General features: G+C 72.9%; 11 protein-coding genes. 4 read left to right on the plus strand and 7 right to left on the minus strand.

What is annotated here, in order from left to right; all coding sequences use genetic code 11:
* Positions 1–112: 112 nt before the first annotated feature.
* Genes ettA through ACFV9T_RS31590 form a run of 3 tightly spaced genes read left to right on the plus strand, consistent with a single transcriptional unit; the run spans position 113 to position 3,037 of the window.
* The gene (ettA, locus tag ACFV9T_RS31580; RefSeq protein ID WP_385445871.1) at positions 113–1,777 is read left to right on the plus strand and encodes an energy-dependent translational throttle protein EttA; all 1,665 of its coding nucleotides are present in this window, start codon (positions 113–115) and stop codon (positions 1,775–1,777) included.
* A gap of 4 nt (positions 1,778–1,781) precedes the next feature.
* Positions 1,782–2,243 (plus strand): acyl-CoA thioesterase, encoded by a 462-nt coding sequence (locus tag ACFV9T_RS31585; protein WP_385445872.1) that lies wholly within the window; start codon positions 1,782–1,784, stop codon positions 2,241–2,243.
* On the plus strand, positions 2,240–3,037 hold the full coding sequence (locus tag ACFV9T_RS31590; RefSeq protein ID WP_385445873.1) for a hypothetical protein: 798 nt from the start codon (positions 2,240–2,242) through the stop codon (positions 3,035–3,037). The genes ACFV9T_RS31585 and ACFV9T_RS31590 overlap by 4 nt, the downstream gene beginning before the upstream one ends.
* A 32-nt stretch (positions 3,038–3,069) precedes the next feature.
* Here the strand turns inward: ACFV9T_RS31590 and ACFV9T_RS31595 are convergent, their stop codons facing one another.
* Entirely contained in the window at positions 3,070–3,474 is a 405-nt protein-coding gene (locus ACFV9T_RS31595) for a globin (RefSeq protein ID WP_385445874.1), read from the minus strand.
* Between the two features lie 94 nt (positions 3,475–3,568).
* On the opposite strand from ACFV9T_RS31595, the gene ACFV9T_RS31600 reads away from it, so the two are divergent.
* Positions 3,569–4,615: a methyltransferase domain-containing protein gene (locus ACFV9T_RS31600; RefSeq protein WP_385445876.1), complete on the plus strand. Its 1,047-nt coding sequence runs from the start codon at positions 3,569–3,571 to the stop codon at positions 4,613–4,615.
* 46 nt (positions 4,616–4,661) lie between these two features.
* On the opposite strand, the gene ACFV9T_RS31605 is transcribed toward ACFV9T_RS31600, so the two are convergent.
* From ACFV9T_RS31605 to ACFV9T_RS31630, 6 genes are all read right to left on the minus strand, one after another.
* Positions 4,662–5,912, minus strand: a complete 1,251-nt coding sequence (locus tag ACFV9T_RS31605) for an FHA domain-containing protein (RefSeq protein WP_385445877.1) — start codon at positions 5,910–5,912, stop codon at positions 4,662–4,664.
* Between the two features lie 60 nt (positions 5,913–5,972).
* Complete coding sequence (locus tag ACFV9T_RS31610; RefSeq protein ID WP_385445878.1) at positions 5,973–7,340, minus strand: VWA domain-containing protein; 1,368 nt, start codon at positions 7,338–7,340, stop codon at positions 5,973–5,975.
* A 145-nt stretch (positions 7,341–7,485) separates the two neighbouring features.
* Positions 7,486–8,787, minus strand: coding sequence for a PP2C family protein-serine/threonine phosphatase (locus tag ACFV9T_RS31615; protein WP_385445879.1), 1,302 nt, complete (start codon positions 8,785–8,787; stop codon positions 7,486–7,488).
* A gap of 3 nt (positions 8,788–8,790) precedes the next feature.
* On the minus strand, positions 8,791–11,286 hold the full coding sequence (locus tag ACFV9T_RS31620; protein WP_385445881.1) for a tetratricopeptide repeat protein: 2,496 nt from the start codon (positions 11,284–11,286) through the stop codon (positions 8,791–8,793).
* Positions 11,279–12,622, minus strand: coding sequence for a hypothetical protein (locus tag ACFV9T_RS31625; protein WP_385445882.1), 1,344 nt, complete (start codon positions 12,620–12,622; stop codon positions 11,279–11,281). The genes ACFV9T_RS31620 and ACFV9T_RS31625 overlap by 8 nt, the downstream gene beginning before the upstream one ends.
* A 111-nt stretch (positions 12,623–12,733) precedes the next feature.
* Positions 12,734–13,783 (minus strand): glutamate ABC transporter substrate-binding protein, encoded by a 1,050-nt coding sequence (locus ACFV9T_RS31630; RefSeq protein WP_385445883.1) that lies wholly within the window; start codon positions 13,781–13,783, stop codon positions 12,734–12,736.
* Positions 13,784–13,801: the final 18 nt, after the last annotated feature.

Consider the following 13,801-nt stretch of genomic DNA (forward strand, 5'->3'; position numbering starts at 1 on the left):
CCGTACGGCAAGATGGGGTGGGGTGTCTCTGCCCTGGACGCGGCGGAGCCCGCATGCACCCATGCGGCGCGGGCCGCAGATCGATACCTACCAGACTGCCGGACGGTTTCTCTTGGCTGAGTTCATCTACACCATGCGCAAGACGCGCAAGGCTCACGGCGACAAGGTGATCCTCGACGACGTCACGCTGAGCTTTCTGCCCGGCGCGAAGATCGGTGTCGTGGGTCCCAACGGCGCCGGTAAGTCGACGGTGCTGAAGATCATGGCCGGTCTGGAGCATCCGTCCAACGGCGATGCCTTCCTCTCGCCGGGCTACAGCGTCGGCATCCTGCTCCAGGAGCCCCCGCTGGACGAGTCCAAGACCGTGCTGGAGAACGTCCAGGACGGCGTGGCCGAGACCAAGGGCAAGCTCGACCGCTTCAACGAGATCGCCGAGCAGATGGCGACCGACTACAGCGACGCGCTGCTCGAGGAGATGGGCAAGCTCCAGGAGGACCTGGACCACGCCAACGCGTGGGACATGGACGCCCAGCTGGAGCAGGCCATGGACGCCCTCGGCTGCCCGCCCGGCGACGCGCCGGTCACCAAGCTCTCCGGTGGTGAGAAGCGCCGCGTCGCGCTCTGCAAGCTGCTGCTGGAGGCCCCCGACCTGCTGCTCCTCGACGAGCCCACCAACCACCTGGACGCCGAGTCGGTCCAGTGGCTGGAGCAGCACCTCGCCAAGTACGCGGGCACCGTCGTGGCCATTACCCACGACCGGTACTTCCTGGACAACGTCGCCGAGTGGATCCTGGAGCTGGACCGCGGCCGCGCCATCGGCTACGAGGGCAACTACTCCACGTACCTGGAGAAGAAGCAGGCCCGCCTCAAGGTCGAGGGGCAGAAGGACGTCAAGCGCGCCAAGCGCCTCAAGGAAGAGCTGGAGTGGGTCCGCTCCAACGCCAAGGGCCGCCAGGCCAAGTCCAAGTCCCGGCTGAGCCGTTACGAGGAGATGGCGGCCGAGGCCGAGAAGACCCGGAAGCTGGACTTCGAGGAGATCCAGATCCCGCCGGGCCCGCGCCTGGGCAACGTCGTGGTCGAGGTGGAGAATCTCTCCAAGGCGTTCGGCGAGAAGGTCCTCATCGATGACCTCTCCTTCACCCTGCCGCGCAACGGCATCGTGGGCGTCATCGGCCCCAACGGCGCGGGCAAGACCACGCTCTTCAAGATGATCCAGGGCCTGGAGACCGCGGACGCGGGCAAGATCAAGGTCGGCGACACCGTCAAGATCTCCTACGTCGACCAGAGCCGCGCCAACATCGACCCCAAGAAGACGCTGTGGGCCGTCGTCTCCGACGAGCTGGACTACATCAACGTCGGCCAGGTCGAAATGCCGTCCCGCGCCTACGTCTCCGCCTTCGGCTTCAAGGGCCCGGACCAGCAGAAGCCGGCCGGGGTGCTCTCCGGCGGTGAGCGCAACCGCCTCAACCTCGCGCTCACCCTCAAGCAGGGCGGCAACCTGCTGCTCCTCGACGAGCCGACGAACGACCTCGACGTGGAGACCCTGTCCTCCCTGGAGAACGCGCTGCTCGACTTCCCCGGCTGCGCCGTGGTCGTCTCCCACGACCGCTGGTTCCTCGACCGCGTCGCCACCCACATCCTGGCGTACGAGGGCGACTCCAAGTGGTTCTGGTTCGAGGGCAACTTCGAGTCGTACGAGAAGAACAAGATCGAGCGGCTCGGCCCGGACGCCGCCCGTCCGCACCGCGCCACCTACAAGAAGCTCACCCGGGGCTGATCGCATGGCCCGGCACATCTACTCCTGCCCCCTGCGCTGGTTCGACATGGACGCGTTCGGCCATGTCAACAACGTGGTCTTCCTGCGCTATCTGGAAGAGGCGCGCGTCGACTTCATGTGGCGGCTGGCGCCGGGGAACGGGAGTGACGCGTTCACCGGCGGGGTGGTCGTGGCCCGGCACGAGATCGACTATCTGAAGCCGCTCGTCCACCGGCACACGCCGGTGAGCATCGAGACCTGGGTGACGGACATCCGTGCCGCCTACATCAACCTCCGCTACGAGATCAAGGACGAGGAGACCGTGTACGTGCGGGCCGCCACCCGCATCGTCCCCTTCGACCTCGAAGCGGGCCGGCCGCGCCGCGTCACGTCCGAGGAGGAGAGCTTCCTGACCGACTACCTGGAGCCCGAACCGGGCACCGGGAAGTCCGCCGGGAAGTCAGCCGAGGGGGCCGTCACCGTATGACGGCATTCGGGAACCAGCTCCACTTCGCCGACGCCGGGGAGGCGGCCGACCTCGCCGCCTTCCTGGCCCGGCTGATCCACTACGACCGCGCCGCGGCGGTCCGGCTGCAGGCGGGCGGCGGGGTGCTGGCCGTCTTCGGCCGGCCGCCGTCCTTCGAGGTGCTGGCCATCCGCACGGCACGGCTGGAAGCCGTCGGCACCGCGGGTGCCTCGGAGGCCGGGGCGCCCGGCGGACCGGGGGCGCTGGACACCACCGTCTCCGCCGGTCAGTTCGCCGACGCGCTGGACACGGCGGGCACCGGCCGGACGGCGTCCGGCGGGCTCACCGTCGCCGTGCCGGAGGCCGTCACCGGCCCGCCCTGGGCCGGAGTGCTGCCGCCGCGCGGCGGCTGGCGCCGGGAGGCGGAGCTGCCCGGCACGGACGAGGTGCGCCGGGCGGTCGCGGCCGCGGTCGCCGAGTTCCGGGCCCGCGACGAGGCGCTCCCCGAGGAGCGCCGTACGCGCGCCGAGCGCGACCGTATCGGCCACGAGATCTGGTCCCGCACGCTCGGGGACACCGGACTGCCGCTGCGCGCCGTGCACGCCGCCCAGTCGCTGGGCTTCCTGCGCCCCGCGCGGGGGGCGAGCGCGGGCGCGGGTGCCGCCACCGGCTCCCGTGGTGCCACCGCCCTCGCCCCGGCGGCCGAGCCGCTGGCCCTGCTCGCCGCGGGCGGCTGGCTGCGGCTGCGTACTCCGTACGGCTCGATCGCGGTGCGTACGTCGGGGCTGCCCGGGCTGTCCGTGACGCCCGCCTAGGCGGTCCCGGCCCTGGGCGGCTCCGGGTGGTCTCAGCCCTCGGTGTTGACCATGGAGGCGGCCGCGTAGGTGAGGTAGTTCCACAGCTGGCGCTCCAAGTCGGGCGCCAGCTCCAGCTCGTCCACCGCGTCCCGCATATGGCGCAGCCAGGCGTCATGCGCCGCCCGGTTCACGGTGAACGGCGCGTGGCGCATGCGCAGCCGCGGATGGCCGCGGTTGTCGCTGTAGGTGCGGGGCCCGCCCCAGTACTGCATGAGGAAGAGCACCAGCCGCTCCTCCGCCGGGCCCAGATCGTCCTCGGGGTACATCGGCCGGAGCAGCGGGTCCTCCGCGACGCCTTGGTAGAAGCGTCGCACCAGGCGCCGGAAGGTCGGCTCGCCGCCGACCAGCTCGTAGAAGGTCTGCTCCTGAAGTGTGCCGCGCGGAATATCTTTCACGCCTCCATGCTCTCAGACAGCCCGCCCTAGGTAAGGGGGCGTAGGACCCGGCGGACCTGTAGCGGGCCCGGCCCGGCCGCAGGACAGTGGAGGCATGGGCGGCGCGGGCGTGACGGAGACGGGCGGCGGGCGCGGACGTACGGGCGACCGGCCCGACCGTCATGCCGACGCGGCCGCCGTGGCGCGCGCCGGGCTCGTCCGGGAGATCATGGCGGGCGGCGGGCTCACCGATCCGCGGTGGCGGGCGGCGTTCGAGGCGGTCCCGCGCCATCTTTTCGTGCCGTATTACTACGAAGCGGGCGCGGCGGACGCGGCGGGCGGCGCGGGGCTCACCACCCGGCTGTGGCGGGACGACCGGGACCCGCTGCGCCGGGCCCGCTGGCTGGCCGGGGCGTACGCCGACGCGCCCCTGGCGACGCGGGTGCGCGACGGCGAGCTGCTCTCCTCCAGCAGCCAGCCGTCCCTGATGGCGCGGATGCTCGACGCGCTGCGGGTACGGGACGGGGACCGGGTGCTGGAGATCGGCGCGGGCAGCGGCTACAACGCGGCGCTGCTCGCCCACCGGCTCGGCGACACCCGGGTGACGACCGTCGACCTCGACCCGGAGATCACCGAGGCCGCCCGCAGACATCTGGCCGCGGCCGGCTTCCGTCCGGCCGTCGTCACCGGTGACGGGGCGCGCGGCGCTCCCGCGCGGGCCCCCTACGACCGGATCATCGCGACGTGTGCCGTGCCGTCCGTACCGTCCGCGTGGCTCGGTCAGTGCCGGCCCGGGGCGCTGGTGCTGATGCCGCTGGCCACCGGGCTGATCGTGCTGCGGGTCCATGACGCCCGGCATGCGGAGGGCCGTTTTCTGGCCACTCCCGCGTACTTCGTCCCGCTGCGCGGCAGTGGGGAGCCGGGGCCCGTTCCCACCCACGGGCTGCCGTCGTGGCCGCTGCTGGACGATTCGTTCCGCTTCCTGCTGAACGTGGCCGCGGGCCAGTTGGAACCGGTCGAGGCGCTGGCGCTGTGGGAGCACGAGGGGCGGCCGGGCCGCGAGCGCTACGGGGTGACGGTGCGGGGCGAGCGGCAGTGGGCCTGGCTGGACGACGCGGAGGGCGCGTACGCCTGGCCGCTGGGCGCGGACCTCGCCAGATGAGACATGGGCCGGGGCGAAGTGCCCCGGCCCATGTGTCGCTTGGGCCCTAGCCTCGGCGGACGGTGATCGTCGTCCAGGCGCCGACGTGCACCCGGTCGCCGTCCTGGAGCGGGATCGGGACGTACGGCTGGATCGGCTCCTCGCCGCCGTTGATCGTCGTGCCGTTCGTCGAGTCCTGATCGACGACCGCCCAGCCGCCGTCCGGCTGCTGGACGAGGACCGCGTGCTGGTGCGAGACGCCCGGGTCCTCGGGCGCGCGCCCGAGGTCGATGTCCGGGGCCTCGCCCGTGCTGTGGCGGCGGCGGCCGATGGTGATCTGCTGGCCGCCCAGCTGCAGTTGCTGCTCGGGGGAGTACGCCGGGAGGTTCAGCCCGGCGGCCTCCGGGCCGCTGCGGTGCATCATCGCCGTGAAGTAGTCACGGTCCGGCGCGACGACCGCCGTCCAGTTCGCCGGTCCGGCCGGGGGCGGGGGCGTGTGGCCGCCGCCCTGTCCGTACGGGCCGGGCGGGCCGGGCGGGCCGGGCGGCGGGGGTGCGCCGGGGCCCTGGTACGCCTCGTTGCCGTAGGACGGGGCCGGGGGCGCGGGCGGCTGCGGCGCCTGGGGGTAGCCGTAACCCTGCTGCTGTGGCGGGGCCGGAGCCGGGGGCGGCGGGGCGCCGCCCGCCGACGCCTGCGGCGGCGCCAGCGGCCAGTCGTCCTCCGCGGAGCCGAAGGCCGGGCCGGAGGACTGGTTCGGCTGCGACGGCGACAGCGGCTCGGCAGGGCGGTTGACCTGGGACGGGCGCGAGGCCTGGTAGTCGCCGCCGTGGGTCTGGTGCGGCGGCTGCTGCTGGCCGTGCGGCGGCTGCGGCTGCCCGGGCGGACCCTGCGGCGGCTGCCCGTACGGCTGCTGCCCGTACGGCTGCGGCGGTCCGGGCGGCGGCGGGAAACCGCCCTGTCCGGGGGGCGGCGGGGCGTACGAGGTGGGCTGCTGCGTCAGGAAGTTGTAGCGGCACTCCTCGCAGAACGGCGCCTGCGCCTCACGCGGCGTACGGCACTGCGGGCACGTCTCCGGCTGGTAGCCGCCCGGCTGCGGGGGCGCCGGGGCGGGGCTGGGGTAGCCGTAGCCGCTGGAGGGCGCGCCGGGCGGGGGCGGCGGGCCGCCCGGGGCCGGGTAGCCGTAGCCGCCGGGCATCGGCGGGGGCGGCGGAGGCGGCGGGACGGGGCCGGAGGGCATGGGTGTCCCCGACATCCGGTGGCCACACACCTCGCACCAGTCGTCGGCCGCCGATTGGTGGCCGTTAGGGCAAGTCGGCATGTCGGTGATCCCCCTCTTGTGCCGTTCTTGGCATTTCTGCCGTAACGCGATCTCTTCGTGCTACTTCTTGACGCGGACTGTCTTGGTGGAGCGTGTTTCGAGTGTCATCTCGTCCGCCTCCGCGACCTTCGCTTTCAGTCGCACAGTACCTGCCGCCGCATCGACCACATCCACCACCTTCGCAAGCAGTTTCGCCGTGTCTCTGTTCCCCGAGGTGTTCGCCAGCTGTACGGCCCTTCCCAGCTTGGCGGTCGCTCCCTCGACATCGCCGGACTTACGCGCATCCATGCCCTGTTGGATGACCTGTGCCAGTTCGGCTTGGCCCGTGTAGTGCGCGACCTGCGGATTCATCGAGGTGGAGGCGGTCATGTCGGCCGTCCACACGGCCCGGACGAGCCCCTGGGACAGCGGGGCCGGAGGGCTCTGGCCGTCCGGCTGCGGCAGGACGAGAGAGACCCGGGCCGCGAGCATTTCCTGGCCGATTTCCGCCGCCGGAACCCGCAGACACACGTGGTAATCGCGGGATTCGTCCCCCCATGACCCGGTTGGGTAGTCGCCGGAGCGCGGTCCGGCCTCGGTGCGCCGCCCGGTCAGATCCTCGACCGTGGGTGCGACCTGTTTCACAAAAACCACTTCGGCGCCCACCGGGGCCCACAGCCGCATGTGCACGTCCGCGACTTCCTTCCGCATGGCCGTCGCCATCATCCGCGTGAAATCCGCGGACAGTTCGGCCGGGTTCGCCACGATATCGGCCGTTCCGAGCAGGGCGGAGGCGATCCCGGTGACCTCCTTGACCTCCCAGTCCGTGCCCACCCCTCGGGCGTCGCAGGTGAAGCGGCCCGCGCAGGCGTCGAGCGCGGCCCGCAACTCCTCCGGCTTCTCGTGCTCGTTGCGGCCGTCGGTGAGCAGGATGCCGTGCCGGATCGCGACATCGGCGGCGCCCAGCAGCCGGTCGGCGAGCCTCAGCCAGGTGCCGATCGCCGTGCCGCCGCCCGTGGAGAGCCCGCGCAGCGCGTCCTTGGCCTCGGCGCGGGTGTGCGGATCGGCGATCGCCAGCCTCCCGTTGCCCGGAAAGACCTCGACCGCCTTGTGGGTGCCCGCGATCACGGCGAAGGCGACCCCGTCGCGCACCGTGTCGATCGCGGCCGCGGTCGCGTCGCGGGCGTGGCGCATCTTGGTCGGCGGATAGTCCATGGAGCCGGAGCAGTCCACCATGATCACCACGGCCGCGCCGGTGGAGCCGCCGCCCTGGGCGTACTGGCCCGGGGCGGCGACGGGAGCGGAGATGGGTATCCCTCCGGTCGTCCCGCCGCCGGTCGAGGTGACCGTGACGATCGCGTTGACCTCACGGCCTCCCTCCGGGAGGTACTCGTTCTGATAGACGTCGACCGAGAACCGCGGCGCTTGGGACTTGGAGAAATTGGCCATCTGATCCGCTCCTTGGCACTCCACAGGGACGTACGGGCATAGCGTCGTGCCGCGAGAACGTGGGCGGAGCGATGGCGTCCGGAGCCGCCCCGCGGGCCGGAGCCCGCTTACCCCTCCGGGCCGGAGCCCGTCCCCCCTCGGGCCGTCAGGCCGATCCTGCCCCTCCCGGCGCGGCGGGGAACGGCACCACGGCCACTGTTACGTTGTCGTGGCCCCCGCCGTTGAGGGCGTGGCCCACCAGGACGCGCGCGCTCTGCAGCGGCCTGCCCCGGGCGTCCGGCGGCACCGCGCGGGCCATCTCCTCCGCCGACTCGGCGTAGTTCCACAGCCCGTCGGTGCACACCACCACGACCCCCGGCCGGTCGGGCTTGAACGAGGCGGTGTGCGGCTCCAGTTCATAGGCGTCCGCCCCGAGCCAGCCGGTGATGGCGTGCGCCCGCTCGTCCGCGTACGCCTCGGCCTCCGACATCAGCCCCGCCGCCACCATCTGGGCCGCCCACGAGTCGTCCTCGGTGAGCCGGGCGGGCTGGGTCGTCCGGTCGTCGGGCACCCAGTAGACGCGGCTGTCACCGATCCAGCCGACGGTGAGCATCCCGCCGGTGACCACGGCGCTGACGATGGTGCAGGCCGGAGCGTTCTGATAGCGCTGGTTCTCCTCGTGCTGGGCCGGCACGCCGGGCTCCAGGGCGAGCGAGGAGACCGCCTCGGCGGCGGCCACGATCGCCTCGTTCATGGCCTCCTGGGGGTGAGTGCCCCGGGGGAGCAAGGTGAGCAGCGACTCTTCCGCCGCGTGGGCGGCCGCCGCTGACGCGTCGTCCGGGCGGGTGGCCGAGGAGACCCCGTCGCAGACCACCGCGACGACGGCCGGTGAGCCGTCCGGAAGGGCGGCGGTAGCCACCGAGAACGCGTCCTCGTTGCGGTGGTGGCGCAGGCCGCGGTCACTGGCCGCGGCGACGCCCGCCAACTCCCGCTCCATATGGTCGCGCTCACGCGCCTGCGCGTGCCCGCAGTGCTCGCAGTATCCGTCCCTGTCGATGGTGCCCTCCTGGCACGCGGCGCACCGGGGGCGGCTCTCGCCGCCGGGCTGCCGGGGGTCCGCCCCGGTGCCGGTGCCCGCGCTCGCTGCCGTGCGTGTACTGGTGTGCGTGTGCGTCTGAGTGTGTGTCTGAGTGTGCGGGTGCGGGCCGGTCGGCGCACCGGCGGGGGTGGTCGGTTGCGTGCCGGGTCCCGGCGGGGGCGGGGCGTCGAGCGCCGCCGAGGTCCGCGGGTCGGCTACCGGGGGCGGCGTCGGGGCTGCCAGCGGGTAGTCCTCAGGCTCCCGCCGCGGGGACGGCACGGCCGCCGACAGGTCGGCCCCGCACCCGCCACAGTAGTTGTCTCCCGCCTCCAGCGGCTCTGCACAGGTCGGGCAGGCTGACAGCTGCGGTAGCTGTGGCATCTGCGACATCGATCACACCCACGTCCTGGGGCGGTAGCGGTTGGCCCGCTCCACCAGTTCGATCCTTTCCTCGCCGCGCTGCGCGAGCCTGGCGAGTACCCGGTACGAGCGCTCCAGTCCGAACCGCAGCCCGCGCTCGTCCAGGCTGCTGCCGAGCAGCGGCGGCCGGGTCTGGCCCGGCGGCGCGCCGCTGCTGCCGGACAGTACCCAATCCAGCGCACTGCCCAGGACTTCCGTGCACAGCCGCTCGCGCCGCACCGCGTCGAGGCCGAACTCGCCCAGCCGCTCGACCTGGAGGGCGGCCGCCGTCAGATCGGCCAACAGCCCCTCCCAGGCGGCACGCTGGCGCAGCCGGGCCCGGACCGCGGCGACCCGGGCCGCCGTGAAGTGGATCGACGACTCCGGGACCGACTCCAGCACCCGCACCGCGTCCGCCCGGTCCCCGGAGCACAGCCGGACCCGGGCCAGCCCGAAGGCGGCGGACACGAAGCTCGGATCGGTCGCCCAGACGAGCCGGTAGTACTCCGCCGCGTTGTCCAGCTGGCCCAGCACCTCGGCGCAGACGCCGAGCGCCAGCTTGGGCGCGGGCTCCCCGGGGAACGCGTCGTAGACGGCGTCGAAGGACAGCGCGGCCGTCTCGTGGTCGCGGATCGCCAGCGCGTGCACCCCCCGGTACCAGACGATCCGCCAGTCGTCGCGGTACGCGGCCTCCAGACCGGTCAGCGCGACGCCCGCCTCCCGCGCCTGGCCCAGCTCCAGCAGGGCGCGCACCCGGCGCAGCCGCAGCTCGGGCGAGTCGACGGGCGCGGTGGGCAGCGCCGCGTCGACCTCGGCGGGCGGGGCGGACAGCAGCCCGGCCAGGAAACCGGCGTTCGGATCGGACGGATCCACCAGCGGCACCGGCAGGGCGAGCGCGGCGGCCCGGGTGTCCAGCGGCGCGATGGCGGCCAGCGGCAGCGTCGGCAGGCCCTGCGGCGGTCCCTGCGGCGGTACGGGCCCGCCGGGCGGCGCGCCCCGGCCCGCCGCCCGGCCGCCCAGCAGGGACGCATCCTGGCCGTGCTCGGCGAACAACTCCGAGTCCACCACCCGGATCTCCGGCCCGAACAGGGTCGACAGCGCGGGCCGCGGCCGCCCGGTCTGCAGCGCCACGGCCTCCCGCAGCACACCGGTCAGCTGGTCGGACATCTCCTGCGCGGAGGAGAACCGGCGCCCCGGGTCGGGGTCGGTGGCCCGCACCAGCAGCCGGTAGAAGGACTCGTACCGCCGGAAGACCTCGATGTGCTCGGGGTCCGGGAGGCTGTCCACGAAGACGTTCGTATAGCCCTGGAAGTCGAAGGTGAGCACGGCGAGCGTGCGCGCCACCGTGTAGAGGTCCGAGGCGACCGAGGGGCCCTGCTCCGCGATCTCCGGGGCCTGATAGCCGACGGTGCCGTAGATGGCGCTGTCCTCGTCGTCCATCCGCCGGACCGCGCCCATGTCGATGAGCTTGAGCTGGTCCTGCTGCTGTATGGCGTTGTCGACCTTGAAGTCGCAGTAGAGCAGATTGCGGCTGTGCAGATGGCCGAGGGCCTCCAGCGCCTCGATCCCGTACGCGCACGCCTGCTCGACCGGCAGCGGCTCGCGCCTGCCGTCCGGGGAGCGCCGCCCGTTGGCGATGTCCTTGAGGGACTTGCCGCCGACGTACTCCATGACGATGTAGCCGTCGAGACTGCCCGTGTTCTGGTCGAGGTGCTCGACGAAGTTGTAGATCCGGACGATGTTGGAGTGCTCGATCTCGGCGAGGAAGCGGCGCTCGGAGACGGCGGCCGCCAGCGCCTCCTCGTCGCCGGTGTCCAGCAGGCCCTTGAGCACCACCCAGCGGTCCGACACCGCGCGGTCGATGGCCAGATAGACCCAGCCGAGCCCGCCGTGCGCCAGGCAGCCCGCCACCTCGTACTGCCCGTGCACGATGTCGCCGGGGCCGAGCTTCGGCACGAACGAGTAGGGGTGGCCGCACTTGGTGCAGAACCCCTCGGTGCGGCCCGGCCGGTCGCCGCGGGCGCGGCCCACCGGCGCCCCGCAGTCGCCCCGGCTGCAGAACCGCTTGCGCTCCGGCACCTCGGGGTCGGCCAGCACCGCCGTACGCGGATCGGGGCGCGGCACCTCCGGGACGCTGACCAGGCCCGCGCCCAGCGCGTTCCGCCCCGAGGGGGTCGAGGTGGAGCCGGAGCCGCGCACCGAGACCGAACGCGAGGAGCGCCCGGAGGAGGAGCGGGACAGCCGCCCGGACACCGAGCGGCGGGACGACGACGACCGGGACGGCCGGGACGATCGAGAGGTGCTGGACGACGACGAGGCCGAGGCCGAGCCATGGCCCCCGGCGGCGACGCCGGTCGGCGGTGAACTCACCATGCCCTGCGGGGAGACCACCGGGGCCATCCCGCAGGTGTCGCAGTACAGCTCGCCGCCGCCCATGTCCTCGTACGACCCGCCGCACTCGCGCCGCTGGCAGGTGACCGTGTCACTCATACCGCTCCCCCTCGCTGCCGTGATCGGCGGGACTGCGATCGGCCGGGTCCGGCTGCCGGGGTGTCAACGCCTCGGCGGCCGCCTGCTGGTAGCGCAGGACCGCCTGCCCGGCGACGCGCAGATCGCACGGGGCGCTCCACAGCATCCGGCGCGCCGCGTCGTACCGCTCGACCAGCAGCGGGTCCTCCGCCATGCCGTGCCGGGCGACCTTCGCCTTGTACGCGTCCAGCCGTCCGCGCAGCTCGGCGCGGACCGCGAGCGGCGCGGTCACCGCCGTCAACGACTCACGGGCCCGCAGCAGTTCGTCGTCGGCGCGCTGCTCCAGGCTCTCCAGCAGCGGGGAGAGCCGGTGCCACTGGGAGCGCCGCCGGTAGTCGGCGGCCGCGACCAGCTGCTCGTGCAGGGCGGTCGGCGGGCCGCTGACCGCGGGCACCTCGGACGCCGCGATCTTCGCCAGCACCTCACCGCGCGCCTGCCGGGCCTCCGCGAGGGTGCGATCGGCGCGGGACAGCACATCGCGCAGCCGCATCAGACGCCGCTCCGCGTCCTGCCGGACGTCGAGGACGGCCTCGATCTCGCGCCGTACGTCGTCCAGGGCGCGGGCGGCGCGGTCGTAGCGGACGGTGTCGGGGATGCCGCCGCCGGGCGCCGAACTCCCGGCGGCCGGTTTCCAGAAGGCGAGCGGATCGGAGACCACCTCGGCGCGCAGCGCGGTCAGCTCGGCGGTGATCTGCTCCAGGTCGTCGCCCGAGGGGTGCTCACCGGGCCGCACCCCGACCGAGTGGGCGAGCGAACGGGTGCGGTGCAGCTCGGCGGAGAGCATGTCGATCCGGGCGGGCAGCGCGGACCACACGGCGTCGGCCGTGACGATGACGTCCAGCGCCTCGGCATACCAGCGGTTCATCCGGTCGACCAGCCGGTCCAGGCTCAACTGCTCGCTGAGCAGCGGCGTTCCGGTGAGTGTGGCGGTGCTGGGCAGGGTGATGCCGGGGCCGCGCAGCAGCTCGGTCAGCTCGGCCAGTTCGCCCGGGGTGGACCAGCGGTGCCGGGAGCGCACCTCGCGGGCGCGCCGGAGGGCGTCGGTGTACGCGTCGAAATAGCTCCACAGCAGGGAGATGGCCTGCTCGGTGGTGGCCCACCGGTCCTTGGTGACGCCCGTCAGCTCGGCGCCTTCGAGCAGCCTTCTGCCCGCGTGGTCCTGGAGGGCGAGCAGCGACGTCTCGATCGCCTCGTGCTCGGCGCCGAGCCTCGCCAGCGCACGGTCCACCTCTTCGCGGCCCATGACCGGCCCCTCGGGTGTCCCCGCGGCGCCGGGGAAGGGTCCCGGGACCCCCATCGATCACCTCTCCGAGTCCGTGTCCGTCATCCGTGTCCGTATCCGTCAGGCGTGATCCGTCTGCTGCGACATCCTTACGCGTCTGAACCGGGCGCTAATCCATAACTCCCTCTAGTCCTTGTACAGCGGATCCGGAGGCGCCGGGTTCCGCTGTGTGCTGCCGAAGTCCTCTGCGAGCCAGGTGCGGTAGGCGCGCTGCCAGGGGCTGTCGGCACCGCCCTTGCGGTAGTCCGCCAGGACCTTGTTGACACGGCGTACCAGGTCGTCGTCGTTCTTGTTCATCGCCACGCCGTACAACTCGTCGGTGAATCGGGGGCCGACCAGCTTGACGGAGGGGTCCTGGGCGGCCTGGCCCGCCGCCAGCGCATTGTCCGTTATCACCGCGTCCACCTGGCCCATCTGCAGTCTGACCAGGCAGTCCAGCTGGTTGGGGACGAGCTTGACCTTGATCGCGCCGAGTGCCTTGACGCCCTTTTCCGGGTCGTCCAGCACGGCCTCGGCGGTCGAACCGTGCGCCGTGCAGACCCTCTTGCCGCGCAGGGTCGTGTTGTAGCCGGTGATGGACGAGTCGTCGGGGACCAGCACCTGCTGTCCGGCCTGGAAGTAGGCCGTGGAGAAGGCCACGTCCTTGATCCGGTCGCAGTTGATGGTCATGGCGCGCACCACGATGTCCACCTTGCCCTGCTGGAGGGCCTTGATGCGCTGACTGGTCGGAATGGTGCGATAGATGACCGCGTCCGGATCGCCGAAGATGTCCTTGGCGATCGCGCGCACGAGGTCGATGTCGAATCCGGTCAGCTCACCGGTGGCGGGGTCGCGATAGCCCCAGCGGTAGCTGTTCTGGTCGACGCCCGCGATCAGCTTGCCGACCTTGTGCCCGTTGATCTCCCGTTCCTTGATCCGCTTGATGGCCGGGCCGCTCGCCGACGACGGCCGCAGGCTCGCCTCCGGCTTCTCACAGCTCTCCGCCGCGGCCTCGGTACCGGCCCCCACGGAGTGCGGCCCCAGGCCGGACCGCTGGGACGGCTGGGGCTCCTGGGAGCCGCCGCCCCCGCCGCCCACCAGCGCGGGCCCCGCGAGGGCCGTGGCCACCCCGAGGGCGCACACCGCCGCGGCCAGCCCCGATCGCATCCGCGCTGATCCCCGTCGCACCGATCGCATGTCTCCGCCCCCCGTCGC

The organism is Streptomyces sp. NPDC059850 (assembly GCF_042731515.1).
GTDB lineage: Bacteria > Actinomycetota > Actinomycetes > Streptomycetales > Streptomycetaceae > Streptomyces.

Excerpts from the sequence above, each read along its gene's own strand:
- ACFV9T_RS31585 (WP_385445872.1), top strand. The coding sequence starts at position 1,782 with ATGGCCCGGCACATCTACTCCTGCCCCCTGCGCTGGTTCGACATGGAC.
- ACFV9T_RS31600 (WP_385445876.1), top strand. The coding sequence starts at position 3,569 with ATGGGCGGCGCGGGCGTGACGGAGACGGGCGGCGGGCGCGGACGTACG.
- ACFV9T_RS31605 (WP_385445877.1), bottom strand. The coding sequence starts at position 5,912 with ATGCCGACTTGCCCTAACGGCCACCAATCGGCGGCCGACGACTGGTGC.
- ACFV9T_RS31615 (WP_385445879.1), bottom strand. The coding sequence starts at position 8,787 with ATGTCGCAGATGCCACAGCTACCGCAGCTGTCAGCCTGCCCGACCTGT.
- ACFV9T_RS31610 (WP_385445878.1), bottom strand. The coding sequence starts at position 7,340 with ATGGCCAATTTCTCCAAGTCCCAAGCGCCGCGGTTCTCGGTCGACGTC.
- ACFV9T_RS31620 (WP_385445881.1), bottom strand. The coding sequence starts at position 11,286 with ATGAGTGACACGGTCACCTGCCAGCGGCGCGAGTGCGGCGGGTCGTAC.
- ACFV9T_RS31630 (WP_385445883.1), bottom strand. The coding sequence starts at position 13,783 with ATGCGATCGGTGCGACGGGGATCAGCGCGGATGCGATCGGGGCTGGCC.
- ACFV9T_RS31625 (WP_385445882.1), bottom strand. The coding sequence starts at position 12,622 with ATGGGGGTCCCGGGACCCTTCCCCGGCGCCGCGGGGACACCCGAGGGG.
- ACFV9T_RS31590 (WP_385445873.1), top strand. The coding sequence starts at position 2,240 with ATGACGGCATTCGGGAACCAGCTCCACTTCGCCGACGCCGGGGAGGCG.